26 protein-coding genes and 4 pseudogenes are annotated in these 25556 nt (G+C 31.2%); 20 read left to right on the top strand and 10 right to left on the bottom strand.

The genetic code is table 11. The features are described 5' to 3' along the window. Positions 1-80: 80 nt before the first annotated feature. On the bottom strand, positions 81-263 hold the full coding sequence (locus tag RTP99_RS22025; RefSeq protein ID WP_000273060.1) for a hypothetical protein: 183 nt from the start codon (positions 261-263) through the stop codon (positions 81-83). Positions 264-466: 203 nt separating this feature from the next. Here RTP99_RS22025 and gerXB point away from each other — a divergent pair, with 203 nt between their 5' ends. From gerXB to gerXC, 3 genes are read left to right on the top strand one after another with little or no spacing between them, the layout of a single operon-like run. Further along, positions 467-1546 carry a spore germination protein GerXB gene (gerXB, locus tag RTP99_RS22020; RefSeq protein WP_001041866.1) on the top strand — a complete coding sequence of 360 codons (1080 nt, stop codon included), beginning with the start codon at positions 467-469 and terminating at the stop codon, positions 1544-1546. 56 nt (positions 1547-1602) lie between these two features. After that, positions 1603-3081 (top strand): spore germination protein GerXA, encoded by a 1479-nt coding sequence (gene gerXA / locus RTP99_RS22015; RefSeq protein WP_048532586.1) that lies wholly within the window; start codon positions 1603-1605, stop codon positions 3079-3081. After that, positions 3068-4228 carry a spore germination protein GerXC gene (gene gerXC, locus RTP99_RS22010; protein WP_000739712.1) on the top strand — a complete coding sequence of 387 codons (1161 nt, stop codon included), beginning with the start codon at positions 3068-3070 and terminating at the stop codon, positions 4226-4228. Before gerXA ends, gerXC begins: the two co-directional genes overlap by 14 nt. A gap of 70 nt (positions 4229-4298) precedes the next feature. On the opposite strand, the pseudogene RTP99_RS22005 reads toward gerXC, so the two are convergent. The 3 genes and pseudogenes from RTP99_RS22005 to RTP99_RS21995 all read right to left on the bottom strand — a co-directional run. Continuing rightward, positions 4299-4442, bottom strand: a pseudogene (locus tag RTP99_RS22005) (class A beta-lactamase); the annotation flags it as partial. Between the two features lie 458 nt (positions 4443-4900). Next, positions 4901-6373, bottom strand: a complete 1473-nt coding sequence (locus tag RTP99_RS22000) for a sensor histidine kinase (RefSeq protein ID WP_046647281.1) — start codon at positions 6371-6373, stop codon at positions 4901-4903. Further along, positions 6366-7031, bottom strand: a complete 666-nt coding sequence (locus RTP99_RS21995; RefSeq protein ID WP_000800744.1) for a response regulator transcription factor — start codon at positions 7029-7031, stop codon at positions 6366-6368. Before RTP99_RS21995 ends, RTP99_RS22000 begins: the two co-directional genes overlap by 8 nt. 446 nt (positions 7032-7477) lie before the next feature. Between RTP99_RS21995 and RTP99_RS21990 the strand changes: the two genes are divergently transcribed. Beyond that, positions 7478-8170, top strand: coding sequence for an HAD family hydrolase (locus RTP99_RS21990; protein ID WP_011040391.1), 693 nt, complete (start codon positions 7478-7480; stop codon positions 8168-8170). A gap of 189 nt (positions 8171-8359) precedes the next feature. Here RTP99_RS21990 and RTP99_RS21985 read toward each other — a convergent pair whose 3' ends face one another. After that, positions 8360-8515: a hypothetical protein gene (locus RTP99_RS21985; RefSeq protein WP_001199986.1), complete on the bottom strand. Its 156-nt coding sequence runs from the start codon at positions 8513-8515 to the stop codon at positions 8360-8362. Between the two features lie 477 nt (positions 8516-8992). Between RTP99_RS21985 and RTP99_RS21980 the strand changes: the two genes are divergently transcribed. The 6 genes from RTP99_RS21980 (at position 8993) to RTP99_RS21955 (ending at position 14003) form a co-directional block, all read left to right on the top strand. After that, on the top strand, positions 8993-9517 hold the full coding sequence (locus RTP99_RS21980; protein ID WP_073569381.1) for a MepB family protein: 525 nt from the start codon (positions 8993-8995) through the stop codon (positions 9515-9517). Between the two features lie 138 nt (positions 9518-9655). Continuing rightward, positions 9656-10423 (top strand): arylamine N-acetyltransferase family protein, encoded by a 768-nt coding sequence (locus tag RTP99_RS21975; RefSeq protein WP_000202763.1) that lies wholly within the window; start codon positions 9656-9658, stop codon positions 10421-10423. Between the two features lie 148 nt (positions 10424-10571). Next, positions 10572-11225: a YdeI/OmpD-associated family protein gene (locus RTP99_RS21970; protein ID WP_000022238.1), complete on the top strand. Its 654-nt coding sequence runs from the start codon at positions 10572-10574 to the stop codon at positions 11223-11225. Positions 11226-11350: 125 nt separating this feature from the next. After that, the gene (locus RTP99_RS21965) at positions 11351-12466 is read left to right on the top strand and encodes an NAD(P)/FAD-dependent oxidoreductase (RefSeq protein ID WP_000844363.1); all 1116 of its coding nucleotides are present in this window, start codon (positions 11351-11353) and stop codon (positions 12464-12466) included. Between the two features lie 151 nt (positions 12467-12617). After that, positions 12618-13058: an NUDIX hydrolase gene (locus RTP99_RS21960; RefSeq protein WP_001202581.1), complete on the top strand. Its 441-nt coding sequence runs from the start codon at positions 12618-12620 to the stop codon at positions 13056-13058. Between the two features lie 285 nt (positions 13059-13343). Then, entirely contained in the window at positions 13344-14003 is a 660-nt protein-coding gene (locus RTP99_RS21955) for a protein kinase family protein (RefSeq protein ID WP_000026513.1), read from the top strand. Between the two features lie 197 nt (positions 14004-14200). On the opposite strand, the gene RTP99_RS21950 is transcribed toward RTP99_RS21955, so the two are convergent. Further along, complete coding sequence (locus RTP99_RS21950) at positions 14201-14458, bottom strand: hypothetical protein (RefSeq protein ID WP_000173557.1); 258 nt, start codon at positions 14456-14458, stop codon at positions 14201-14203. A gap of 136 nt (positions 14459-14594) precedes the next feature. Between RTP99_RS21950 and RTP99_RS21945 the strand changes: the two genes are divergently transcribed. From RTP99_RS21945 to RTP99_RS21930, 4 genes are all read left to right on the top strand, one after another. Beyond that, entirely contained in the window at positions 14595-16025 is a 1431-nt protein-coding gene (locus RTP99_RS21945; protein WP_000169956.1) for a PQQ-dependent sugar dehydrogenase, read from the top strand. Between the two features lie 151 nt (positions 16026-16176). Then, a complete protein-coding gene (locus RTP99_RS21940; protein ID WP_001079203.1) occupies positions 16177-16749 on the top strand; it encodes a YybS family protein in 573 nt (190 codons plus the stop codon). Positions 16750-16776: 27 nt separating this feature from the next. Next, entirely contained in the window at positions 16777-17340 is a 564-nt protein-coding gene (locus tag RTP99_RS21935) for a GNAT family N-acetyltransferase (RefSeq protein WP_000282922.1), read from the top strand. Positions 17341-17417: 77 nt separating this feature from the next. Further along, positions 17418-17798, top strand: coding sequence for a nucleotide excision repair endonuclease (locus RTP99_RS21930; RefSeq protein WP_001048949.1), 381 nt, complete (start codon positions 17418-17420; stop codon positions 17796-17798). 52 nt (positions 17799-17850) lie between these two features. Here RTP99_RS21930 and RTP99_RS21925 read toward each other — a convergent pair whose 3' ends face one another. After that, positions 17851-18057 carry a hypothetical protein gene (locus RTP99_RS21925; RefSeq protein WP_000265469.1) on the bottom strand — a complete coding sequence of 69 codons (207 nt, stop codon included), beginning with the start codon at positions 18055-18057 and terminating at the stop codon, positions 17851-17853. A 132-nt stretch (positions 18058-18189) separates the two neighbouring features. Between RTP99_RS21925 and RTP99_RS21920 the strand changes: the two genes are divergently transcribed. From RTP99_RS21920 to RTP99_RS21900, 5 genes and pseudogenes are all read left to right on the top strand, one after another. Next, positions 18190-18969 (top strand): undecaprenyl-diphosphate phosphatase, encoded by a 780-nt coding sequence (locus RTP99_RS21920; protein WP_046647268.1) that lies wholly within the window; start codon positions 18190-18192, stop codon positions 18967-18969. A gap of 82 nt (positions 18970-19051) precedes the next feature. After that, complete coding sequence (locus tag RTP99_RS21915; RefSeq protein ID WP_000482027.1) at positions 19052-20374, top strand: FAD-dependent oxidoreductase; 1323 nt, start codon at positions 19052-19054, stop codon at positions 20372-20374. 62 nt (positions 20375-20436) lie between these two features. After that, positions 20437-20964 (top strand): GNAT family N-acetyltransferase, encoded by a 528-nt coding sequence (locus tag RTP99_RS21910; protein WP_046647267.1) that lies wholly within the window; start codon positions 20437-20439, stop codon positions 20962-20964. Positions 20965-20980: 16 nt separating this feature from the next. Then, positions 20981-21502, top strand: a complete 522-nt coding sequence (locus tag RTP99_RS21905) for a YfiT family bacillithiol transferase (RefSeq protein WP_000999078.1) — start codon at positions 20981-20983, stop codon at positions 21500-21502. Beyond that, a pseudogene (locus RTP99_RS21900) lies at positions 21503-21976 on the top strand (GNAT family N-acetyltransferase); the annotation flags it as partial. It lies immediately after the preceding gene. 121 nt (positions 21977-22097) lie between these two features. Here RTP99_RS21900 and RTP99_RS21895 read toward each other — a convergent pair. Continuing rightward, positions 22098-22397, bottom strand: a pseudogene (locus tag RTP99_RS21895) (PH domain-containing protein); the annotation flags it as partial. On the opposite strand from RTP99_RS21895, the pseudogene RTP99_RS21890 reads away from it, so the two are divergent. After that, a pseudogene (locus tag RTP99_RS21890) lies at positions 22390-22782 on the top strand (YwqG family protein); the annotation flags it as partial. The pseudogenes RTP99_RS21895 and RTP99_RS21890 sit on opposite strands and share 8 nt — an antisense overlap. Positions 22783-23507: 725 nt before the next feature. On the opposite strand, the gene RTP99_RS21885 reads toward RTP99_RS21890, so the two are convergent. Together RTP99_RS21885 and RTP99_RS21880 are read right to left on the bottom strand one after the other, a co-directional pair. After that, entirely contained in the window at positions 23508-23903 is a 396-nt protein-coding gene (locus tag RTP99_RS21885) for a RidA family protein (RefSeq protein ID WP_001169704.1), read from the bottom strand. Between the two features lie 134 nt (positions 23904-24037). Beyond that, positions 24038-25123 (bottom strand): hypothetical protein, encoded by a 1086-nt coding sequence (locus RTP99_RS21880; protein ID WP_001142891.1) that lies wholly within the window; start codon positions 25121-25123, stop codon positions 24038-24040. Positions 25124-25556: the final 433 nt, after the last annotated feature.

The following is a 25556-nucleotide window of genomic DNA, read 5'->3' as shown; positions in this document are numbered from 1 at the left end:
TTCTACAGGTTCTTTTTGTTATGATCAGTTACCTATATTATTGAAGAATTACTGTCCCGTTTAACTGTTTATCTGCATAGTTATTGAAGAATTAAACCTATTATCATAATTAAACTAAATACTATCATCCAGCCAAATGCACAATAGCCGAAGATTCTAATCCATTTAGGTAATTGATTCATGTTAATTTTATTTGTGGGAACTCCTTGCATAGAAAACATCATTTTTTGATCTCTATCTCTATTATTTTGTTTTTCATACATAACATCATCACCTTTCTAGAACTATTGTGTTTATAGTATACCTGCCTAAAAAAATTATGTATAGAATAGAAGGAGCTAGCTTACATCTAATGTGAAAAAAAGTTTAATTGTCCATGTCTCTAAGTGCTAACCATTTGGAATAAAGAAGTAATGTATCAGTTATACTATGTAATATTTCTTCATTACTAAATATGGTGGTAAGTATGAATAAGCAAACAATTACTTTATTTCAAGTTTCTATGATACTCATTGGTAGTATTGGGATAATTAATCATGTCATTATGATTCCTATGTTATTAGATACATCAGGTAGAGATTCGTGGATCTCTATCATATTAGTAAGCATCCTATACTTGCTTTGGATTTCAATAATATTCATCATATATAAAAACATAAAAAATGAACATTTGTTTTTGTGGCTAAAAAATAATTTCGGGAAATTCAGTGTATATCCAATCATATTCATAGTTGCACTTTATTTAATAACGATTGGTGTCGTTGCACTAAAAGAAACCTTAACCTTTTTCTCTTTTTATTTACCAGAAACACCTCACTTTGTATTAGGAATACTTTTTTCGTTGATTTGTCTCTATAATGCTACAAAAGGAATTCAATCTATTGCACTTACAACAGGTGTTTTGTTACCAATTGTATTTTTACTTGGTTTTTTTGTAATGTTTGCAAATGTTCCACATAAAGATTATTCTTTACTTCAGCCAATGATGGAAAATGGAATGAACCCAATATTTAGGGGAATGGTTTATCCTGCAGCAGGATTTCTAGAATTAATTTTTATTCTTTTTTTACAGCATCATATTTGTTCAAAAGTAAAATTATATCAATTGATTGCTTTAGGTATTGTTATTATTGGTATCACAATAGGCCCAGTTATGGCAGCTATTATAGAATTTGGTCCTTTCGCAGCAGCAAACCAACGATATCCAGCATTTGAAGAATGGAGACTTGTGTCAATAGGAAGGTACATTGAAAATTTAGACTTTCTCTCCGTGTATCAGTGGCTTGTAGGGATCTTTATTCGTCTATCGCTTGTTGTTTTTCTCATTCCAGATTTGTTATCAATTACAAATCGGAAAACAAGAAATCGGGTTATGTTTGCAATACTTTCATGTATTTTAGTAATAAGTATACTACCCATCAGTGACTCTAGTTTCTATTGGTTTGTATCTCAAATTGTTTTGCCAGTTTCAACATTAGGACTATTTTTGTTTTCTATATTACTAATGGTGTTTGTATGGGTTGTTAAATTTAAAAAAAGCTCTTGAAAGAGTATGAGTATATAATTTATATGAGGTTGCTGAGTTTGAAGGAGACAACGTAGATGAACAAACGAGTAGAATTAAACGAGAAGGTAATACTAGAGTGGTTTGAAGGATGCAACGATGTAAAAATAATAAAGCATAAATTGGATGAGGAAGAAAAAACGAGGTCAGTATTGTTTATGTATTGTCAAAACTTAATTGATAATACAAAATTAAAACAAGCCACATCATCTCAAGTTTGCAAAAAGCTTTTAATTAATTCTATAGAAGAATTTAACCTTTCAACATTAATTCCTCAGTTATCAGTAAAAAAATTAGATATAGTAAATTCGAATGAAACTATATCTAAGATTATATTTGAAGGTAACCTCCTCATTATTTTTGAAGAATATAAACAAGGGTATATAGTTGATATTGCCCAAATACCTACAAGATCAGTTGAGCAAACAAATACAGAGATGACCATTCGTGGTGGACGTGATGGATTTGTTGAAGAGTTAAACACAAATATAGGATTAATTAGAAAAAGGCTAAAAACAAGTTCTCTTAGTTATGAAGAATTTATTATTGGAGAAAGAACACAAACTAAAGTAGCCCTCTTGTATTTAAAAGATATTGCATCCCAAGATATCATTAATCAAGTTCGATTAAAATTAAGACAAATTAAAATAGATGGGATTGTTTCAAGTGCACAGATTGAAGAATTAATTACAAACAATCAATTTAGTGTATTTCCTTTAGTTGAATATACAGGACGTCCTGATTATGCTGTGAATTGTTTGTTGTATGGGCGTTTTATTTTATTAGTCGAAGGGTCACCGACAGCCACTATTGCTCCAGTTACGTTTCCTTTTTTTGTGAATACATCTGAAGATCAAGATTTTTTCTATATATTCGGTAGCTTTGTACGGCTTGTAAGTCTTTTGGGGATAGCAATTTCTATATTTCTTCCAGGAATTTGGATAGCATTAATTACATATCATCCAGATCAGATTCCCTATACGTTGTTAGCTACATTAAGCTTATCAAGAGAAGGGATTCCTTTTCCTGCTCCTTTAGAAGGGCTAATAATGATGACCTTATTTGAAGTTTTGAGGCAAGCAGGATTGCGTGTTCCTGCGGTATTTGGTCAAACATTATCTGTGGTAGGGGGATTGATTATTGGACAAGCCGCTATTAGTGCTGGAATTGTTTCAGCATCTATGGTCATTATAATAGCAATCTCGGTTGTTTCGACATTTGCTTTAACTAATCAGTCGGTAACAGGAATAATAAGTATATTGCGATATATAGTATTTGTAGTGTCTTCTTTATTAGGTATAGTAGGATTTATCTTCTGTGTTCTTGTGATGGCGATACATGTAGTGAATTTACGATCTTTTGGAGTCCCATTCTTTACACCATATTCACCCCCTGTATTTAAAAGTATGCTAGCAGCCACATTTAGAATTCCTTTCACGTATATGAAAAATAGACCTGAAGAATTGCATACGCAAGATAATACAAGGAAAAGAGAGAGTACAGATGAAGAAAAATAAAAGAATAGTTGTATTTCTTTTTATGATGTGTACGTTTCTAACAGGGTGTTGGGATCAAAGAGAGTTACATCACGTTCTATATATAAATAGTCTAGGTATCGATTTTAAAGATAATAATTATATCATCCGTCCGCAATTTATTAATTTCTCTAACATAGCTAAACAAGAAGGGAGCACTACCCGTAATTATAGCCAGGCCTATATTGGAAAGGGAAAAGGCTTTATTTTAGATGAGGCAGCATTTGATTTTTATAAGGGGGCTCAACAAGAAATATCATGGGAGCATCTCAAAACAATTGTTGTAACAGAGCGATTTTTAAAACATGGTGACATAAATCAATTTAATGATTTTTTCTCTCGTTTTTTTCAATTTCGAGATACTATGTGGATATTTGGAACTAAGGAACCTTTAGAAAATATATTAGCGAACAATAATATTTTAAATATTTCTCAATTATATACAATCATTAATTTACCAAAAGAGATAACCAAGCAATATACAATAATAGATCCTTTACCTTTATATAAATTTCAAAGAAATTATTATGAACCTGGGATGACAACTCGTATTCCTTTCTTAGCTACGACTAAAGCATATTGGAAAAAAGGGCATACATCATTTCCAATGTTAAAATTTAGTGGTTATGGTTTTATAAGTGATAAATCCTATATAAATCATTTAAACAGCCATGATATTGCTGGGATTCGCTGGACGGATGGAAATACGAAACGAGCTCCATTACTTTTAAAATTTAATCAGAAAATTATTGGACATATAGTATTGAAAAACCCGAAGATAGATACAAAACATTTTGTGAAAAATGGAAAGTTACGCATACTTATGAACATCCATTTCGATGCTGATATTTTTCAATTAATACACTCTATGCCTGTAAATGATATTAAAGAAATTGCAGAGGCCCAAGTTGAAAAAGAAATTAAAACAACGTACCGAAAAGGAATCGAAAGAGGGATTGACACGTATCAGTTATCACATTCTTTATATCGTCAGAATAATAAATTATGGAAAAAACACAAAAAAGAGGGAGGGGTATTTCTTCAAAATAAAGAATTAGATTTAAATGTCTCGATTAATATAGCTACAAATGGAAAATCTAAAAATAAGCGTAATATGATTGAGCATTAGAATGGTTGAAAGTGAAAGGAAACATAAAATATTAACTCTAAATAAGAGATTCGAACGTGAAAGACCATTCTGTATTTTCTTGTTTGGTTTGTTTCGATGGTTCGGATTGAATATTACTATTAGAACAGCCTATAAGCGTTACACATGAAAGTAATACTACAGGTAGTATCTTTTTATAATGTGCAATGTGAAAAAATTTCTTTGAAACTATCATATATTTTCAATTTCTTTCAAGAATATATGGATTTTGTATAGGTTATTACATACCTATACAATTAACAAATGCACTGGATAGCACTCCTCTTGTACAAAATGAGAGGACTACCAAGAACACCTTTTTTATACGTAATAGACAATCTTAGTAACACATTTGTTCCATTTATGATTAAGCTTTTTAATATATCTATTATCTTTGTTTTTAAGCATTGCAAACTCCATTTTTTTGAACTCCACTTAATTTAATATGGATTTAGAGTGAGTTTTTCTTGTAACGGGAATTTCAATTGGATAGCGCATATATAACAACCTCGTCTCGGATAGAATAAGGAATAACAACTACTGATTTCATTTTAAAGTTGGATGGTAGAAATAAAGAGCTTAAAAAACGAAAAGTCCCCCTAATTGATTCCTAATAAGATTATACTTGCTACAAAAACAAACAAACTCGCCCTACTAAGAGGGGAGTTTGTTTGTTTGTTTTTTAGATAAAGGAATGTTCATGCAAAATTGCACACTATGTTCCATATTTTTTATAGTATACTTTATATTTAGCGTTTCAAGAATTTGTTTAACAATATATAGTCCCAAACCACTTCCCCCAGTATTTCGATTCCTTGATTTTTCAATTCGATAAAATGGTTTGAAAATTTGTTGTATATCTTCATCTTTAATATTGACACCTGTATTTATAATTTGCATTTTGATTTGACCATGTTTAGAATCATTATTTAACTTGATATAGACTTTTTCATCATGTGGTGAATACATAACTGCATTATGGATAACATTTTTACATGCTTTTTCAAATAGAACACGATCTGTATAAACAGAAAAGTCAGAGTCAATTTCTTTTATTATTTGGATGCTTTTTTGAGAAGCGAAAAATTCGAGATCTTTTGTGATTGTACCTAATAACTTTGAAAGATTAACTTCTTCTATTTTTAGTTTAAAAGTGTGTTGTTCTAACTTTGACATACTTAAAATTTCACGAACTAATTGTTGCATACTTTCAATAATTTGATGATTTTTCTTTAAATATTGATCACGATTTTGATAAGGGCCAATATTGTATATCATCCCTTCTAAGTACCCTTTCATTACAGTAAGAGGGGACTTTAATTCATGTGCTACAATCGCAAAAAACTCTCTTCGTTTTGTTTCTATTTCTCTTTCTTTTTCAATATCATTTTTTAATTGTTTATTTGCTTTTTTTAAATCAAACATAGCTTGTTGTAAGTTAATAGACATGTCATTCAAACTATTAGATAATTCTCCCAACTCATCTGCAGAGCGAACCTCAATTTTTTCGGAGAAATCCAAATTTGCCATCTTTTGTGCACCCTCATTAATATAAATAAGTGGTTTTGTAATAAACCTGGAATAGAAATAAGCACTCCCTATACCAATTATGAGCACAATGATACTAATATAGGGGAGAAAACGCACTAATACCTGCGAAGCTTCATCAATTGGTTGAAATGTTGCGAACACTACAAGTGTTAAGCTACCATCTTGGAATTGAATTGGTTCCGTAACATTATATGAATTACTAATGGTACCTGCATTCTCAAATCGTGTGGCTTTAGTAACTACTGTTGTTTGTGTACCACTTTGAATAAAAGAAAATGAAGGCGAGTAAATAATTACTCCTTCTTTATTTTGAAGCGAAAGCATCGCGTTATTTTTTTTTGCGTATTCATCAAAAAGTGGTATCGCATCTTGAAACGTAAGATCTTTGGACTTATCAATTATTTCTTTTATCCCTGTTTGAAGTTGATCTGTTTTGTATTGCTCATAAAACGTAGGAAGAAAGAAGTATAAAGTTAAATAAATCAACACTGCAAAGGATAACAAAATGAGAGATGTAGTCATAAAGAGTTTATAAGTAATTCGCTTCATCTTCATGATTTTTAAAATTTTATTCATCAACTTTATAACCAATACCCTTTATTGTTTTAATGTAGGGGATAGCTAGTTTTTTACGTAGATTTTTAATATGTGTATCAATTATTCGTGTTTCTCCAAAATAATCGTATCCCCAAACTTTCTCTACGATATTTTCTCTTGTCAGTACTTTTCTCTCATTTTGAAATAGTAGTTGTAGAATTTCGAACTCTTTTGTCGTTAAGAAAATTTCAACATCATCTACATATACTCGATATGCATCAACATCAATGCGTACTTCTTTAAATATCAAATGATTATTTACATTGTTATCATAACTTCTTCTAAGTACAGCTTCGACTCGTCTAATCAAAACATGAAACGAAAAGGGTTTTGTTATATAATCATCAATCCCAAGATCGAACCCTTTCATTTGATCTTCCTCTTCTTCTAACGCAGTTAGCATAATAATTGGTATGTTTGACTGACTTCGAATCATTTTAGCAACTTCAAATCCATTAAGATTGGGCATCATTACATCTAGAAGAACTAAATCAAAGGATTGCTTATTAAATTGTGTCATACCCTCTAGTCCATCTGAAGCAACTACCACTGTATACTGTTGTGTCATTAAAAATTGTTTAATTAATTCCTGAATTTCCTGATCGTCCTCAACCACGAGGATATGATAGTTTTTCATAATATCACCTCTGGTAGTCATTATAGCCGTACTATCTGTAGTTTATGTGGAGATACAGTAGGAAACTTCATAGGACGTTTAACTTATTAACTCCATTTTCAAGATTGTGTATTCTCCGTAAAAAGGATTATTACCGATATTCCTTTTTTATGTAGGAATATTTGTGTGCTTGAAAAAACTTATCATATAAAAAGTTGAACGATTAATATTTACGAAAAACTAATGTATAATAATGTAAATTACATGTAGTTTTTTAACTGTTTGAAAATACACTTTCGATACTTTACTAGAAGGGAGAAAGGGAGATGAATTTAAATATAAAAGAAGCAAGCGAAATTCTAGAGCGTACGCCACAAACTTTGTAGTTTTTTTGCTAATTTAGTAAAGGCCTAAGGTGCGAACTAAGGATTATTTAAATCATGTGAGAAAGGTTGTGAAATTATATGATGGGTTATAAAGCTATGCTGTTTGATTTAGACGATACGTTACTTAATAGGGATAAGGCAGTAGATGCATTGTTTTTATTTGTTTTAGAAAAGTGTTATGAGGATGTTAGTGGTACAGTCAAAAACAATATGCTACAGAAATTTAAAGAATACGATAAAAGGGAATACGGCATGAGTGATAAAACAATAGTTTTAGAATCATTGTTTGATGAATTTCCGCCGAAGTATAGATTACCACGCAATTACATCGAAGATTTTTGGAATGAAAAATTCCCTAAATGTTTTTCGATAGACCAAAATACTATTCATTTCTTAAATCATATAAAGAAGTACTTTAAAGTTGGAATTATCACAAATGGCTCAAGTCAGAGGCAAAGAGCTAAAATAATTAACACGAATTTAAACAATTACTTTGATACGATCATTATTTCTGAAGAAGTAGGATTTAGTAAACCGGATAAACGTATATTTGAACTAGCATTAAATAAGCTTAATGTGCAACCAGAAGATGTATTATTTGTTGGAGATGACTTAGAAAAGGATATTGCTGGTCCTCAAAATGTAAATATAAAAGGGATATGGTTTAATCCTCATAGAATCACAAATAAGACTGAAATAAAACCGTATTCTGAGATTGACACTTTTGATAGTTTATTAAGTTATATTACTCCGCAATTTTTTTATAATAAGTAAAAATATTGCGGAGTAATGAATTTTTATATTCTAAACAAATAATTAAGAAAGATTTTATTTACCGCATTGTAAGTAAAAACAAAGAAACACTTAAAGCTCTACTTAAGGGCAGTGATTTTATAGAAACACTCATTACTGGTAAATGTTTAAGAAATAAACAAACTAAAAATACAAGTAAGGAATGTATTCTTAATCTCGCATTGCCCCCGCCTCTCGAGAAGTCATTGCTCCTTGTCCTGCTCTTACATCATTTTGAATTTCTTGTTTTACTTTTTGCGCATCAGTTGTAGCAAAATCTGATTTCATATTAGAAGCAGACTTTATAGCTTTTTTAGGATATTGCATACAAACCCTCCTCAATTTAATACTTTACAAACTTATTATTTACAAAAATACACTCTTCATCCCACGAATAGTTAAACACATTTTATTTAAAGTAAAGTGGGAATTGTAAAAAGAAGAGTAAGGACAAGTGACAAGGTTTTGAATATGATTACATGCAGCGGAAAAATCTATTCAATATAGATGCTTTGTACAGAAGATTACCCCATAAGGCATTTATATAAGGCAAGAAACAAGAATAAGAAACGCTAATGATGTATTGGTGGCTACATGATATGGATGGAGACACTGGTTATTTGAAAGAGTATTTAGCGACAACATATCCTGAAGTGTTTGCATAAAAAAACCTCCAAATGGAGGCTTTTTTATTTAAGTAAAAAGTAAATTAAAGTAATAATTATATCTTCCCTTTTCACGTCACTCATGATTATATACATTCTATACAATGTAGAAGAACTGATGTTTGTGTTAAACTAAGAAATGAACAAAGGGGGAGTTTTCTTGAACAATTATAATGATACGATCCGAAATTTAGACAATATAGTTTACAAACCTAATAATTTAATGATAACGAATGTAAAAGAAGAAAAGCAAAACGCAGAATATGCAGGATGTATATTTCACTTAAATAACAAAACCATTCGTTTTAGAAAATCAAAAATTACTCCTAATAAAATTGGTCAATTTGTTTCTTTTTGGGAGAAAGGTGACAATATGCAAAATCAAGCGTTTTCTTATAACGCTGCTCCTGATTTATTAGTAATCACTTGTATAGATGATAATAAACTAGGACAATTTATTTTCCCTAAAGAGATTCTTCTTAAGGAAAAAATCTTGAGAACAGAAAACCAAAAAGGCAAGATGGCTATGAGGATTTACCCTATATGGGATACTCCTGTTAGCAACCAAGCTAAAAAGAGCCAACTGTGGCAAATTCAATATTTTGTTGATTTAAGCAATCATAATAATTTAACTATAGACGAACTGTTAAATTTGTATTCGTAGCTTCTTATCTTAAGTAATCTTGTGAGTTAGACTTTTTGTACCGGTACAGTTAAACGAAATGTACATTGTTTCAGTACCCCATCAAATTTACAATCAACATATACTATTTTAACTTATACATTTTAAGGGGTGCTGACTATGACAAGTCTACAACATAAGCTGTTTACAAGATTGAATCTCGCAAAGCGTACTGAAGTGAAATTTGAGGAATTAAATACAATTCTCTTTGCATTTGCACACACTATACCATTTGAGAATTTAGATGTAATAGCACGTAATACGAATGCAATTACTATGGAAAATTTACAGGATAAAATTTTAAATGGATCCCGTGGCGGACTTTGTTATGAATTAAATACGTTTTTTTATTACTTTTTAAAAGATTGTGGTTATGATGTACAACTCGCATTAGGTACCGTATATAAAAATGATAGAAACGCATGGGCACTTGAGAATGGACATATAACGATTATTCTAAATTATGATAAAGTACGATACGTAATTGATGTAGGTATTGCTTCACTAGTACCTCTAATCCCTGTACCTTTTACTGGTGAGTCTGTTTCTTCTAAAAATGGTACGTATCGAGTGAGACAAAAAGATACGAGTAAAGGGAATTACGTTCTAGAAAGAAAAGATACGAATGGTGAGTGGAAAGTTTGTCATGCTTTTTATAATCGTATAATTGATGAAATCGTAGTGAATGATGTTCAAAAAAGAGTAATAGAAGATGAGAAATCTATTTTCAATAAGGGCCCAATTGCAGTCAAATTGACGGACTCTGGCCATGTCTCTTTAACAAATACTAGTTTAACTGAAATGATTCATGGTGAAAAAGCGAAACGTGAAATTACAGAAGATCAATATAAAGAGCTTTTATATACTTTATTTGCTATTGAGTTATGATAAAACAAATAGCTAGCCGGTTCTTATGAAGAATCGGTTATTTTAATTTAAAACAATGATTAAAGTTTGATTTTCTTAATAGATATAATACACTAGAACAGTATGAAAAAGTATAAACAACGAATTTTGAATGTAAAGGAAGATTTTCATGTCAATTATCGATAAATTGAAACTTAATAAGTATACGAATATGGTTGTTATTAATGAACCAAGTGATTACGAAGTTTTTACAGGAAAAGAAACTGTATTTTCAAAAGAACACGATGCCATTTTTATTTTTGTAGAAACACTGGATGAAATGGTGAAACAAACGAATTATATTATTAGTAATGAAGAATTATTAATTGAAAAAGGATACGTATTCTTCGCATATCCGAAAAAAGGTAATTCTCGCTACAGTACGTTTATTCACCGTGATGAGATGTTTCCAGCATTAAACGTTGGAGAAGATGGATATGTGGGAGAAAGCGATATTAAATTTGCGCGAATGGTAAGTATGGATGATGTTTTTACTGTTGTAGGTTTAAAGCGTGAGAAGAAAAAAGCGACAAAAACGCCTGCAATGAGCCAATGTGTAGCTGATTATGCAGATCGAATTCAAGATGTTGAAGCTTTATTAGCTAATCACCCAAATGAACTTAAGTTTTATCAAAGTTTAACACCTGGATACAAAAAAGATTGGGCACGTAATTTGTTTTCTGTAAAACAAGAAAAAACACGTGAAAAACGTCTTGAGAAAATGATTGAAATTCTTTCGCAAGGATATAAAACAATTGAATTATTTCGTAAAAAGAAAAAGTAAGACTAGGCAATTCACAATGATGCAACAATTAATTGCACTTGGCACATTGAAAAAAGGATTCCTTTCAGTATACTAAAGTATGTTCTTATATTTAAATAATTAGCAAAAGAGAAAAGGTGTTTGAAATGAAATCGTATATTGTAGTTGGAGCGGGTATTTTAGGAGCGTCTACTGCTTACCATCTTGCTAAGGCTGGCGCGAATGTTACTATCGTGGATCGTCAACAAGTAGGTCAAGCAACTGATGCTGCAGCAGGTATTGTCTGTCCATGGCTTTCGCAACGTCGTAATAAAGCATGGTATAAAATCGTTAAAGGCGGTGCACGTTACTATTCTTCGTTAATTCAGCAATTAGAAGATGACGGTGAAACGGACACAGGTTATAACCGTGTAGGTGCAATTAGTTTACATACTGATGAGAAAAAACTTGATCAAATGGAAGAACGAGCGTATAAACGTCGTGAAGATGCCCCAGAGATTGGTGAAATCACTCGCTTATCAGCTGAAGAAACAAAAAAATTATTCCCAGCATTATCAGAAGAATTTAGTTCTGTTCATATTAGTGGTGCTGCAAGAGTAAATGGAAGATTATTACGTAATGCATTAATAAGCGCTGCGAAAAAACATGGTGCAACTTTTATAAAAGGAGATGCAGTATTAGTCCGTGAAGGTAATCATATTACGGGAGTTATAGTAAACGATGAAACTATTTTAGCAGAAAAGGTTATTGTAACTGCAGGTGCATGGGCGAACGAAATCTTAAACCCTTTAGGAATTAATTTCTTAGTTACGTTCCAAAAAGGACAAATTGTTCACTTGCAAATGGAAAATACAGCAACAGAAAATATGCCAGTTGTTATGCCACCAAATGATCAATACATTTTAACATTTGACAATGGTCATGTCGTAATTGGTGCAACACATGAGAATGATACTGGTTTCGATCACCGTGTAACGGCTGGTGGTTTAAATGAAGTATTCCATAAAGCATTAACAGTTGCACCTGGCTTAGAAGATGCTACTATGCTTGAGACGAGAGTTGGATTTAGACCGTTTACTCCAGGATTCTTACCTGTTATCGGACCACTTCCTAACTTCGACGGTATTCTTGTTGCGAACGGATTAGGAGCTTCAGGTTTAACTGCTGGTCCATATTTAGGATCAGAACTCGCTAAATTAGCGCTAGGACAACCAATTGAATTAGATTTAAACGATTATGACGTTGCAGGCGCAATTGAATAACACCAGGTTGAAGAATTAGACAGTTTATGAAAAATAAAATTCTTCAAAAATAGAGGGCTGACACCATAAACCTGCATTATTCATGTAGAATTATGATGTCGGCTCTTTATTCATATGTATTTAAAGCCTATTTTCGAGAGGAGGTTAAGCAATGAGAGCACCATATCAAGTATTAATATTTCCTTATATAAAAATTGATGACTCTATTCAATATGCGATTTTCAACCGAAGTGATTATGGTTATTGGCAAGGCATAGCTGGTGGTGGAGAAGACGGTGAGATTCCTATTGAATCAGCAAAACGTGAAGCGTTTGAAGAGGCTGGTATTACAAGAGAATGTTCATATATACAATTAGATTCTGTGTCTTCACTACCAGTAGAGGATGTAGTTGGAGGGTTCCTTTGGGGAGATGACGTTTATGTAATAAAAGAATTTTCGTTTGGAGTTAAAGTACCTACAAAAAACATCTCATTATCTAAAGAACACTTAAATTATAAATGGTTATGTTTTGAGGAAGCCGTAACGTATTTGAAGTGGGATAGCAATAAAACAGCATTGTGGGAATTAAACAAAAGACTATTAAAACAATAAAAGTGTTAGCTAACAAAGATAGTAGTGGAACAAGAATTGAACAATTTAAAAAAACAAATATAGATTTGGCATGACCAATGAACTGAGAGAACTTGCACTTAGAAAAGCCTTATACAGTCGCCTCTGAAAAAATAAAAATAGTTAGAAATATTTTTTATTGTATGGTTTTTGGCTCTGAATAGCGGAATACATATTAAGTATTCAACAGTTCAAATAAAATTCGCTTAGTGTATATTTTCGTTAAAATGTGGGTAAGCCCCTTTTAGCAAAACCGGAGTGGAAACGATGAGTATAAATAGTTTTGTGGGATTGATAAAGGATGAATTATTAAAAGAGGTAATCATAAGAAGTGAGGACGAATTCGAGCCTGTAGTAGTTAAAGATATTCCTAGACTTTGGAAGTGTTTAGGGAAAGGTAATTATGCTGCAGTATTCATGCACAGAGAATTCAAAGATTGGGTAGTGAAAGTTTACGCGCGAGAAGGAGAAGGAATTGAAAAAGAGTCAGAAGTATACCGCAGAATCGGAAATCATCCTTCTTATTCAAAGCTTATATATAAAGGAGAAAATTTCATAGTATTGAAACGTTTAAAAGAAATTACCTTATACGATGCTATTCATAAGGGAATTAAAATTCCTAAGCAGGTAATCCTTGATATAAATAAAGCTTTAGAGTATGCAAGGAAACAAGGATTAACTCCTTGTGATGTTCACGGGAAAAATGTGATGATGGAAAAAGGAAGGGGATATGTAGTCGATGTATCTGATTTCTTAAAAACAAAAGAAGATAGTAAGTGGAGAGACCTAGAAAAGGCATATTTTACATTTTATTTGCCTTTCATTTATAAATTGCCTTTCCCTGTTAAAATACCGTATTTTATGTTAAACATTGTTAGACGTTCGTATAGAAAATATAAGAAACTTAAAAAGAAATTCGAATTGTAAAAAGATCACATACTTATAAGTGGACCACTAGTAAACAAAAGGACCGTACATATTAGACATTTCTAAAATGTACGGTCCTAATCTTATATATTTTTTTATTAGTTATTTCACTATCAATTCCAAAACGGGATATTTTGAATAAATGAAACCGTCAAAATAAGTGTTGATGCGGAACCAGCAGTTAATAGCATTACAAATCAATATTTTCCTGTTAAACCACCTTTTTTAAATAGAAATACGACTGATAAAATAATAACAACAGCCTTCAAACTGCCCCAATATGGATAAATAGCATGATCTGTTAGATTAGCATGCTGAAAAATGTTCTCTAATCCAAAAATCCCAATAATGACCGCTAAAAGAAAAGCAGCTTTTCCAATAGTTGTATTACGATAGAGGGTAAATAAATATAGCGCAAATATAAGTGGTAAGATGATTTGTAGTAAAAGTGTCATAAGTAGCCCCCTAGTTTATTTATAATTACATTATATACAAAAATGTAATAAAAAGGAATGCTACTTATTTGATACTAATAAGATCACTCTAATCATACTCTTCTATTAAAAAGAATATAAAGGGGTGTAAAGTTAATTGACAAAAGTTAAGGTTCATTTACGACCCATTGTTCATAACATAAATTTACCGACTGTCATAAAAACAGCAATACTTCCAGGTGAATCAGTTGAAAGACTATTTATCGCAACCCAATTAGGAGAGGTTTTTTACATAGGAGATGGAGTCATAAAAACATTTTTAAATATTCGTCAACGTATTATTAAATTAGGTACATCTGAAGAAGGTGTTGCTAGTAGCGGCTATGATGAACGGGGATTGCTTGGACTTGCGTTTCATCCACAATTTTATCAAAACGGTTTATTTTATCTTCATTATTCAGTAGCTGGAACTCAAGGACCCGGTGCACTTTCTGAACAATTTAAACCGAATCCTTGTGACCCGAAAACTTTAAATTTAAAGTGGGTTAATAGAAATACGCAATATGATCATATTGATACAATTGAAGAATGGATTTTACAGTCAAACGGGCAACCTCAAAAACGTAGAACATTACTTCATATAAAACGCCCATTTTTTAATCATAATGGAGTAAATACTTTAAACTTTTCTCCAGAGACGGGGAAACTTGTATTTACAAATGGAGATGGTGGGTCGGGTTATGATCCGTTTAATTTAAGCCAAGATGATTTAGAAATAGCAGGTAAAATAATTGAAATCGATGTAAGTAGAGATACATTCATAAATAATCCTCCAGTAGTTACACGCTTTAATGAACTTCCTCTATCGATACAAGAAACACTTACAGTAATTGCGAAAGGCGTCCGTAATATAACCGGTATTTCATTCCAAAGGTTTTATAATCAATATATTAAATATGCAGGTAATGTCGGACAGGATATTGTAGAGTCTATTTTTTCATTTGTTCAATATAAACCAATTCCGGTTACTGAACTTATTAAAATGCATGTAATGAGATTCACTTCTAATCAAGATGGATTTATTAATTTTGGTTGGAGAGGATGGGAAGGAGAATTACCTACTTCTTTTATACGGCACTGTGCTGATCATCCTACTTTAGATGAGAGAACAATGGTTTATTATAATGAAACAATAGGATTATCCGCAAAGCGTATGCAGCCACTCATTAGTTATTTTCATAAAGACCCGAGACCAGATAAGTTTGGAGGAACTTCACTTACAGGCGTTCAGCCATATATGGGAACTGCAATCCCAAATTTATATGGTAGCGTTGTATTTACTGATCTTGCTAAGAAAGAAGAATCTCGGCCGCCAGTTAAAGGTGTTTTAGCATATACTAGAGCCGGTATAGATGGTAAACATACTGACTTTCATGTTATTGAAACCAATTATGATTTTGGTACGCAAGCAGCTTATTATATGAGTTTAGGAACAAATTTGGATCAAACTAGTTTATATTTAGGAGTTTACGGTTCTATGAAAGTAACTGATTTTAACAAAGGTACCATATTTGAAATTATTCCTTAAAAAGATATACACTTATAGTTTATCCCCTAAAGGTCTTCTTTATAAACGTCTATTGTATTGTGATTGATAATAAGCAGAAAGCAAATCATAAACAACTAGTGTATGAATAATATAGAAAGTGATGAATGAGATATCTTTAGGGGGTATATTGATGAATCGGTTTGTACGTTATTGGTGTCAACTTATGATAGAGAATGATGCGAACTTTGTTCATAAAAGAAAATTGTCCCTAGCAAATAAGCTAGTCATTACAGCTTTAATGAGTGCTTTAGCCACCATGTTTCAAGCAGCGGGGAATTTAATTCCTGGTATAGGGTTATTCATTAGTCCTTTTGCGACATTACCCATTTTTTTGGCTATTTGCTACTCTATTCGTGAGGGAGTACTTTCTTATATCCTTACTATTCTCTTATTATTTATTATCGAGCCAAGTGAACTAATTGTTTTTCCCTTTACTACAGGTTTGTTAGGTATAGCCTTAGGGCTTTCCTTTATACAATTCAAGAGGAGAATTTGGGTTGTTTCCTTTTCTGCGATTTGTCTACTTATAGGAATTATGATAGTTCTCGATATTTTCCGTTTTCCCGTACTTGGTCCTACTATTCATACAACTATGGATATAAAAATTATTTCATCTATATTTATACTGAGCTTTCTATACTGCTGGATCTATGCAGGGCTTTGTAGCATATTGTTGAATAGAGTATATAAAGCATTGTTTTAACAATTGTATAGAATGGAGATTTAAAACATGTATAACGTTGCAATTAGGAGACCAAATTCGGATGATTTAGAGGAACTTCACTTGTTTTTCCGTATAGTTATTACGAATACATATAAAGACGAAGGATTATCACAACAATTGGATGACATAGAAAATGAAATTAACATGAAAAAGCAATATTTGAAAACAGATTTTGATAGTAACGGAGAAAAACGTTACTTTTTATTAGCAATTGACACAAATAACGATAAAATCATTGGAACAATTGAAGTTGGCCCAGCAAGTACATTGATTACTAGTTGTACAAATGGTGTACTTAAGGATTTGTATGAAATAGGAACTGTATTTATACTTCCGGATTATCAAAGAAAGGGTATCGGGAGTTTACTACTACATACAATGTTTCTTACGTTACTTAGCAGAGGAATAACAGAATTCTGTTTAGATAGTGGATACAGAAAAGCGCAAAGTATATGGACGAAGAAGTTTGGAGAGCCTAGTTATGTACTAAAAGATTATTGGGGAGAATCAAGTGATCATATGATTTGGAAGAAGAGTTTACACGATACACCTATAATATTTGAATTATAAAATGAAATATGCCTATGAACGTAGCTTTTCTTACATATGTATGCTATTATTTATCTTTATAATAAAAGAGGACGTGAATGAACTTGATTAAAATTAGTATCCCTGAAGTTGATGTTACAATTACTGAACGTAAACAAGTTATTAGAGGAGACGAGCCAAGAATTACGCCAATCAATGGTTTTATCGATTTCCACTTGTTCCCTAGAGATAAAGGCGGCATTTTTATGTTTTACAATATTAATGACGAACTACTTTTCGTAGGTAAAGCTCGTAAAATTAGACAACGTATTAAGAAGCATTTCGAAGACAATGTTTCACCAATTAAAAATCACCGTGATGAAGTATACCGCATTGATGCATGTATCGTAGAAGATCCAACAGAAAGAGAAATTTATGAAACATATATCATTAATGAATACAAAGCAAAATATAACGTTGATAAAGTATTCTATAAATAAGTAATAAAAAAACAATCCTAGCACATAGAGTGGGATTGTTTTTTATTTAAAATTAGTCCTCATATTTTTCTACTTTTTTTAAATGATTCGCAATAATAAAACAGCATACTCCTATACATATAAGTACAATTCCAATCGTTTTATGTTTTCCCAAAAAGAAAGGAATATCAGAAATAACATTTGTCATACATAACCCTACAAACACAAGGATCGGTCCTAGCCAAAGTAATACATTGCCGAATTTTGTGTGCTTCCACATAATAACCCTCCTCAATCCTCTTTACATATATATCCATAAAATGAAAGTAAATTCATAGAGAAATATAGTTTTTTTCATATCGAAAATTTAACCTTCATATATTGGTACAAGCAAACAAGAAAGGGGACCATCATGAATTGGTTAGAAGCTTTTATATTAGGGATTATACAAGGTTTAACAGAGTTTTTACCGATAAGTAGTACAGGTCATCTTTATTTAGGAAGACATTTGTTTCAATTAGATGAAGCAGGATTGTTTTTAGATACGATGCTGCATATTGGCACTTTGCTTGCAGTGTTTATTTATTACAAAAAAGAATTTATATATTTAATCAAAAATCCATTTTCAAAACTAATGCTATTACTTATTGTCGGGACGATACCTGCGGTTGTAATTGGATTGTTATTTAAAGACTTTTTTGAGGATATTTCAAAAACAGGTATTACGATTGGTTGGGAGTTTTTAGTGACAGGGTTCTTTCTCTACATGGCGGATAAACAAAAGAATGGTCGTAAAAAAATGGACGACATTACATATAAAGATGCATTTATCATCGGTTCATTTCAAGCGGTTGCTATTTTCCCTGCAATTTCTCGTTCTGGTATGACAATCGTCGCTGCATTATGGAGAAAGTTAGACCGCGAAACCGCAGCTTACTTTTCTTTTTTATTATCAACGCCAGCCATTGTCGGAGCAATCATTTTGCAATTTGTAGATGTTTTTCAAGGGAAAGCAGAATCTATTTCTAGTACATCTTTAATTGTTGGAACGTTATCAGCTGCGTTTTTCGGTTACATAGCCGTTTCGTGGATGATTCAGTATTTAAAACGTCATTCCTTAAAAGTATTCGCGTATTACGTCTGGGGATTAGGTATTTTAATTTTAACGTTACAATTTACTCGTGTGTTTTAATTATAATGATAAAGAAGTTAATGAGTTTAAGATCCTGTTTCATTCATATAAGGCAGGATTTCTTTTTATTAAGGGGGAAAACATGTTTAATAAGGCTATCGTTATTGGCGGAAGTATCGCAGGAAAGCTCGCCGCAAAAGCATTATCAACTGCTTTTAAAGAAGTAATCATTATAGAAGCCGGTGAAAGATGGGATGGAAAAGCTTCGAGAAAAAGAGTCCCACAAAGTAATCATCCTCATGTGTTATTAAAAGGCGGAGAAAACGCAATTGAGGAATTGTTTCCTAATATCACGAATGAACTAATTGAAGCAGGTAGTATCGTACATAACTTTACTCGTGATTTAAAATGGCATCAATTTGGTTCATGGAAACAGCCATTCATAGGAGAAGTACATATGATTCAGCAAAGTCGTTCTATGCTCGAAGCACATATTCAAAAACGCATTGAACAAATTTCAAATATTACTATTAAATATGAAACATTGGTTGAAGGGTTAGTAGTAAATGAAAAGCTTAATAAAGTGTGCGGAGTAAAAATGGAATGTTTAAATACAGGAAATCAAGAAGAAATTCATGCGGATATTATTGTTGATGCAAGTGGATTCGGTTCAAAAAGCATAGCGTGGTTACGAGAATACGAAATTGAAGTGCAAGAAGAGAAAGTACGTATTGATTTATTTTACGTAACGAGAATGTTTAAACTTAAAGAAAATGAGAAATTAGATTACTGTAATACACTAATGTCTCCAAGTTTCCCTGATAATCCGTATGGCGTTCTTATTCAAACGATTGAGGATCATCGTTATTTTGTTACTTTCAGTGGATATGCAAATGAAAAAGCACCACAAACAGATGGAGAATTTTATAATTTTGCTAAAAACTTATCAATCCCTCATGTTACAGATTTTCTTAACAAAGCTGTGGCAATTTCAGATATCAAAACGTATAAAATTCCTTATCAAGTACGTCGGAGATTTGATCTCACCACAAATATGCCAGAAGGATTATTAGTCGTTGGAGATGCACATTGTCGTTTTGATCCTGTTTTCGGGCAAGGTGTTTCAGTTGCCGCTATGGAAGCTCACCAGTTGCAATTACTTCTGCAAGGTAAAAAACAACTTGATAAAACATTTACACAACAATTTTATAAAAAGGCAGCTACTATAATAGAAACACCTTGGGATATGACAACAACGGAAATATCACGTCATCCTCAGCTAAAAAGAGAATTAACGATAAAGCAAAAATTTCAGCTATGGTATACGAAACAAATATATCAACTATCTGCAACTGATTCTGACGTTTATATTCGATTAGTAAAAGTGATGAATTTAATTCGTAGTCCATTTCACTTATTTCATCCAAAAGTGTTACTTGCTGTGTTACTGAAACGAAAGAAATAGCAGGAAAAAATTGATTAAAAAAGAATATATAACAGTTAGCAGATATAAAAGGGGTAATCGAGATGAAAATATACATAGAACAATTAAAGAAACACGATGCTAAAGATTTATTTACGTTTGAACTTACGAATAAGTCTTTTTTTGAAACAATGGTACCTAATCGTGGCTCGCAATATTTTGATTTTGAATATTTCCAAAAACTACTAGATGATTTATTAATAGAACAGGCGGATGGAGAATCTTATTTTTATTTAATTCGTAACGAAGAAAGTGAAATTGTAGGAAGAATAAATTTAGTAGATATAGATTCGGAAACTCGAATCAGTTCGTTAGGTTATCGAGTCGGAGAAAAGTTTACTAAAAAAGGAGTTGCAACAGCAGCCGTAAAATTAATTTTAGACGTAGCGAAAAACAATGAAATTAATGAGGTTCATGCTAAAACAACTTCTAATAATCTTGCATCACAAATTGTACTAGAAAAAAGCGGATTTTCTTCTTATCAAAACGAAGCAGATACAACATCTGTACAATTAAATGGGGAACAGGTGAATTTTGTACATTATATTTGGAGAAATAATTCGCGCTTATAAGAAGGGAGACTTATTCATGAATGATTTACGATATCCAATTGGGCAATTTACATACAAACGTCCTATAACGGAAGAAATGATAGATACATGGATTCAAGAAATTGAAGATTTACCTAATGAACTAACGAAAGCTATCAAAGATTTAGATCAGAAGCAGTTAGACACACCGTACCGCGTTGGTGGATGGACAGTTCGTCAAGTAGTCCATCACGTTGTTGACAGCCACATGAATAGCTACATACGCTTTAAATTAGCGCTAACAGAAAAGAATCCAACGATTAAACCATATAAAGAAGAAAAGTGGGCAGAATTACCTGATTCTAAATTACCAGTAGATGTTTCACTAGTAATGTTAGAGTCATTACATAAAAGATGGGTTAACCTTTTATATTCTTTAGAACTTGAAGATTTAGAAAAGACATTTAACCATCCAGAGACTGGTGAAACAAAACTTGCTGTTGCAATTGGACTATATGCATGGCATGGTCGTCATCATACAGCTCATATAACTTCATTAAGAAAACGACTAAATTGGTAGATGGAGATTACATTAGAGCAGGCAACAGAAAGTGATGCATCAGTTTTATTTCAAATGCAAATAGACTCATTTAGCTCTTTATTACATAAATATAAAGACTACGAAACAAACCCAGCAAATGAATCTATTGAAAAAACTATTTTTAGAATAAATAATCCTAGCAGTAATTTTTATAAAATTATAATAGATTCGAGACTTGTTGGGGCGATATGTATATCCCAAAAAGAACTACCTTATAAATTTTGGATTAGTCCGATGTTTATTCATCCAATCTATCAAGGGAAAGGAATCGCTCAGAAGGTAATAATTTTAATTGAAGGGATGTTTTCAAAAGCACAATGTTTTGAACTTGCTACGATTTTAGAAGAAGAAAGAAATTGTTTTCTGTACGAAAAGATGGGATATAAAAGAACAGAAGAAACTAAGAAATTAAATGATAAAACTACACTTATTTATTACAAAAAAGAAAGGTAAAGCATTTGAAATACGCTTTACCTTTTTCTGTTATTTGAGATTAAATATACTAAAATGATGTATATTCTTCCAAAATACTCGGGTTAGTAATTTTATAATTGAATAAACATACAAAAAAGTATTATTTGGTCGTATATGTTACTAACGCTTTTTGAATGCTTAAAACACTATCGTCACCTTTAAATTCTTTCGTAATTGGTGTACTCAAACTAGATACCCAAATTTTAAGTTCTGCATCTAAATCAAAATGCCCAGCTGTTTCAATGCTAAATTGTGTAATGCTTTTATAAGGGATAGAATGATACTCAGTTTTTTTACCTGATATCCCTTGTTTATCTACTAAAATAAGACGACGATTTGTGAATACGATTAAATCGCGAATTAATTTATAAGCATGTTCAACTTTCTCATCGTCTATTATACCTGAAGCAGCGAAATTAAAGTTTGAATTGGATTATCAACCCGTAACGTCAGGGGATTATCGATTCGAAAAGATTTTTAGTGAAGATATTGACTGGGAAGAAATTGTTGATGAAGAAAATAATACAGAATTAGGCGAACTGTATGATGATTTATGTAAAGATCAAGGACATAAAATTGGTGGATATCCATTTTTCACACAGACAGATCCGAGAGAATGGGAAGAAAAATACCAACAGCATGACATCCTATTACTGCAAATCGATACAGATGATTCATTAAATATTATGTGGGGAGATTCTGGTGTTGCAAATTTCTTTATAAAAAAAGAAGACTTGTTAAATCTAGATTTTTCCAATGTTATTTACAATTGGGATTGTTATTAAAAATATATAAATGAAATACTAGCAAGTTAAAAAATCTTCCTGAAGGTGAGGGAGATTTTTTATGTTAAAAATAAACGTTATGTTAACTAGAATGCAAAACAATGGGTATAACAAAAGTCAAGTGTAAATAACAGAAATAACAATAAATAATGTGAAATTATAAAACGTGTGTAAACAGCAATAAATTCATACAGTAAAACATAAAATATAATTATTAATTTATGTTTTGTTTAGAAATGATTTTTCTGTATAAAAATTTCTCGCTGATCAAAAATGATTTTAATTCGTTTAATCTGAATCGATTATTGATTCAGAGTTGCTGCGATTGATTGTATAGCAAAATAAACGGTAAAAACTGTAGAAATCCGTTTAAATAAGATTTTATGTAAATCTCACTAAAAATCTCTGTTCCGTCTCATTAAGTATAGTTTACTTGGTTTTTGATACCTGATATTGCTTTGTTTATGTAACTGCCTATAATATATATTATGTTAACTGTATAAAAGTAATAAACTTATTATATGTTAGTTTATATTGTTACGCTTCCCTTTTCATCGGATTCATTCTGTGTAATCGATTGTGTGCTTATTTGTTGTTGTTTTATGAGTTGTTGATGATAATGTCTCCAGATATAAATTATATTTAAGACAATAAAAAATACAATTCGTTTTAAATGAACACATTAAACGAATTGCATGGATATGATTCATAATAAGTTTTTAAAATTAGTTTGCTACAGCAATTGCTTCGATTTCAATTAATAAGTTATTGTTAATTAACTTTCTAACTTCGACAGCTGAACTTGCTGGTGGATTATTAGTGTCAATGTATTGATCTCGAATATCTCTAACAACGGCCATTTGAGAAATGTCTGTTAAGAAAAATGTTAATTTTACTACATCATTGAAATTTAAGTCTGACGCTTCTAATGCGATTTTAATATTTTCAAATACTTGTCGTGTTTGTGTAGCTAAATCATTACTTCCAACAATTTGGCCGTCTATATTAATTGCTACTTGTCCAGATATGTAAATCGTTCGTTTAGCGTTACTAACTTCCACTACATGTGAGTATCCAAAAGTTGGTGGCATCGTTTCTGGATTGATAAATTTCTTTTGCATGGCTCTTCTCCTCTTTAAATATCTTGTTTTCTTTATATTAGATTTTAAATTCAGATTATCCCTTATTTACTATAATAATTATTTACCGTTCAGCTGCTACATTTGTAAAAGTATATTAGCACTTTAATTTAAAGTTATTGATGGATTATGTACGTTTGATTTTTTTGGGTGCTTGTTATAATTACACCTTGTTTTATTAATTCTTCAGTTACTTTTGTATAGAAAAAGTGATACCACCAGATAAAAAACTCTTCATAAGTAATTTCTTTTGAGTATCTACTGCTGGCAAAGTATTGTTTTAAAGGTTTATCGTTTTCGTTGAATAATAAGACTAAATCTTCACTGATTGTGTTTGCAATTTCGTTAAGTATAAATAAGTCTGTTGATTTAAATACAGGGATAACAGGTTGTGAATTTTGATATAAGCCTAATTTTTCGTAAACTACGTTTAAATGTAAGTCTTTTTGTCTATCTGCTGCTACGAAACCTTTTACTAATTGTTTTTTCTTATAATTAATATCGGTACTATTGTTTTGAAAATATTCTTTAAATGTTTCGTTATCTGCTGTTATTAAATTTAATGTTGAATATCGAGAATTTCCATAAAGACCAATTTGAACTTCTCCTAAATCTAAATACGTATTACCATACATCCCGAAAGCCTCTATATCTGTTAGTTCTTGTTCTTGAATAGCATAATAATATCGTTTCTTATTTCTTAAAGGTCGTTTCTTTTTTAAATAGTTTTCTTCAATGTAATTTATTTGTCCAAAATCTAATAACACACCACTATACAATAAAAGACTATAAGATTCTCTAGATAAATGATTAAACGTGTCGATTCTCTTTGAAATATCTTCAATATGACTTGAATAGTTTTCAAAGATCCTAAGTGTTGGTTTAATTAGAGGTTCACAAAGGTTATAAAGCTTTTCTCCTTCACAAGCTGTTATAATCATACACGTTGGATAGTACCTCCCTCCTGTTTGTTTCAATAGCCCCTCTACTTCTAATGAATTAATGCGCTCTTCAAATTCCTCATTCGTCCAACCTAGCACCATTTTCACAATATTTGACTCAAAACCAAGATGAACCAATACAAGTAAATATTGAAGTTTCGTTCCTTTTATTTTTATAGATGGCGAATTATCTCCAGATGAAATCATTTTAGTTTCATAAGCTGTATGTAATATATTCTCCGGACTATTATTAGTGGGCATTTCATATTCCCTCCCTTACGAGTAAATTCATTGTAAAATCTATGTATTTACTAAGTTCTATAAACGAAAGTAAGTATCCTCTAATCTCAAATTAAAAACCTTAGCATAGATATAGCTGAGTTATTTCAGATTTTGATAGTTTACATTTTGATTTCTTTTTTCTCTCTATTTGCACTTACATCCTCTCCTTTCTTTTACTAATTAGAGATATATTTTCTTCTTTAACACACAACGAAACGTATGTTCTTTGTTGCTTTTAAGAATGAATTTACTAAATTAAAACAATTTACATTTACTTAATATTGATTTTATCTGCCGCTAAATAACACTCATTTTATATATATGATTAATGAATTTGACGAATTTATGAAATGTACTTTATTTAAGATGAAAGATAAAATGATATAGTTTACACTACAAATAACTACAATAA

Source organism: Bacillus sp. (in: firmicutes), assembly GCF_031983925.1.
Taxonomy (GTDB): domain Bacteria; phylum Bacillota; class Bacilli; order Bacillales; family Bacillaceae_G; genus Bacillus_A; species Bacillus_A pacificus.
Note: the sequence above shows the minus strand (reverse complement) of the source record. Positions and strands in the feature narration are given on the sequence as shown.

What these genes read in the sequence shown, in the direction of transcription:
- RTP99_RS22025 (WP_000273060.1), bottom strand. Translation starts at nt 263, where the DNA reads ATGTATGAAAAACAAAATAATAGAGATAGAGATCAAAAAATGATGTTT.
- gerXB (WP_001041866.1), top strand. Translation starts at nt 467, where the DNA reads ATGAATAAGCAAACAATTACTTTATTTCAAGTTTCTATGATACTCATT.
- gerXA (WP_048532586.1), top strand. Translation starts at nt 1,603, where the DNA reads ATGAACAAACGAGTAGAATTAAACGAGAAGGTAATACTAGAGTGGTTT.
- gerXC (WP_000739712.1), top strand. Translation starts at nt 3,068, where the DNA reads ATGAAGAAAAATAAAAGAATAGTTGTATTTCTTTTTATGATGTGTACG.
- RTP99_RS22000 (WP_046647281.1), bottom strand. Translation starts at nt 6,373, where the DNA reads ATGAATAAAATTTTAAAAATCATGAAGATGAAGCGAATTACTTATAAA.
- RTP99_RS21995 (WP_000800744.1), bottom strand. Translation starts at nt 7,031, where the DNA reads ATGAAAAACTATCATATCCTCGTGGTTGAGGACGATCAGGAAATTCAG.
- RTP99_RS21990 (WP_011040391.1), top strand. Translation starts at nt 7,478, where the DNA reads ATGGGTTATAAAGCTATGCTGTTTGATTTAGACGATACGTTACTTAAT.
- RTP99_RS21985 (WP_001199986.1), bottom strand. Translation starts at nt 8,515, where the DNA reads ATGCAATATCCTAAAAAAGCTATAAAGTCTGCTTCTAATATGAAATCA.
- RTP99_RS21980 (WP_073569381.1), top strand. Translation starts at nt 8,993, where the DNA reads ATGAACAAAGGGGGAGTTTTCTTGAACAATTATAATGATACGATCCGA.
- RTP99_RS21975 (WP_000202763.1), top strand. Translation starts at nt 9,656, where the DNA reads ATGACAAGTCTACAACATAAGCTGTTTACAAGATTGAATCTCGCAAAG.
- RTP99_RS21970 (WP_000022238.1), top strand. Translation starts at nt 10,572, where the DNA reads ATGTCAATTATCGATAAATTGAAACTTAATAAGTATACGAATATGGTT.
- RTP99_RS21965 (WP_000844363.1), top strand. Translation starts at nt 11,351, where the DNA reads ATGAAATCGTATATTGTAGTTGGAGCGGGTATTTTAGGAGCGTCTACT.
- RTP99_RS21960 (WP_001202581.1), top strand. Translation starts at nt 12,618, where the DNA reads ATGAGAGCACCATATCAAGTATTAATATTTCCTTATATAAAAATTGAT.
- RTP99_RS21955 (WP_000026513.1), top strand. Translation starts at nt 13,344, where the DNA reads ATGAGTATAAATAGTTTTGTGGGATTGATAAAGGATGAATTATTAAAA.
- RTP99_RS21950 (WP_000173557.1), bottom strand. Translation starts at nt 14,458, where the DNA reads ATGACACTTTTACTACAAATCATCTTACCACTTATATTTGCGCTATAT.
- RTP99_RS21940 (WP_001079203.1), top strand. Translation starts at nt 16,177, where the DNA reads ATGAATCGGTTTGTACGTTATTGGTGTCAACTTATGATAGAGAATGAT.
- RTP99_RS21935 (WP_000282922.1), top strand. Translation starts at nt 16,777, where the DNA reads ATGTATAACGTTGCAATTAGGAGACCAAATTCGGATGATTTAGAGGAA.
- RTP99_RS21930 (WP_001048949.1), top strand. Translation starts at nt 17,418, where the DNA reads ATGAACTTGATTAAAATTAGTATCCCTGAAGTTGATGTTACAATTACT.
- RTP99_RS21925 (WP_000265469.1), bottom strand. Translation starts at nt 18,057, where the DNA reads ATGTGGAAGCACACAAAATTCGGCAATGTATTACTTTGGCTAGGACCG.
- RTP99_RS21920 (WP_046647268.1), top strand. Translation starts at nt 18,190, where the DNA reads ATGAATTGGTTAGAAGCTTTTATATTAGGGATTATACAAGGTTTAACA.
- RTP99_RS21915 (WP_000482027.1), top strand. Translation starts at nt 19,052, where the DNA reads ATGTTTAATAAGGCTATCGTTATTGGCGGAAGTATCGCAGGAAAGCTC.
- RTP99_RS21910 (WP_046647267.1), top strand. Translation starts at nt 20,437, where the DNA reads ATGAAAATATACATAGAACAATTAAAGAAACACGATGCTAAAGATTTA.
- RTP99_RS21905 (WP_000999078.1), top strand. Translation starts at nt 20,981, where the DNA reads ATGAATGATTTACGATATCCAATTGGGCAATTTACATACAAACGTCCT.
- RTP99_RS21885 (WP_001169704.1), bottom strand. Translation starts at nt 23,903, where the DNA reads ATGCAAAAGAAATTTATCAATCCAGAAACGATGCCACCAACTTTTGGA.
- RTP99_RS21880 (WP_001142891.1), bottom strand. Translation starts at nt 25,123, where the DNA reads ATGCCCACTAATAATAGTCCGGAGAATATATTACATACAGCTTATGAA.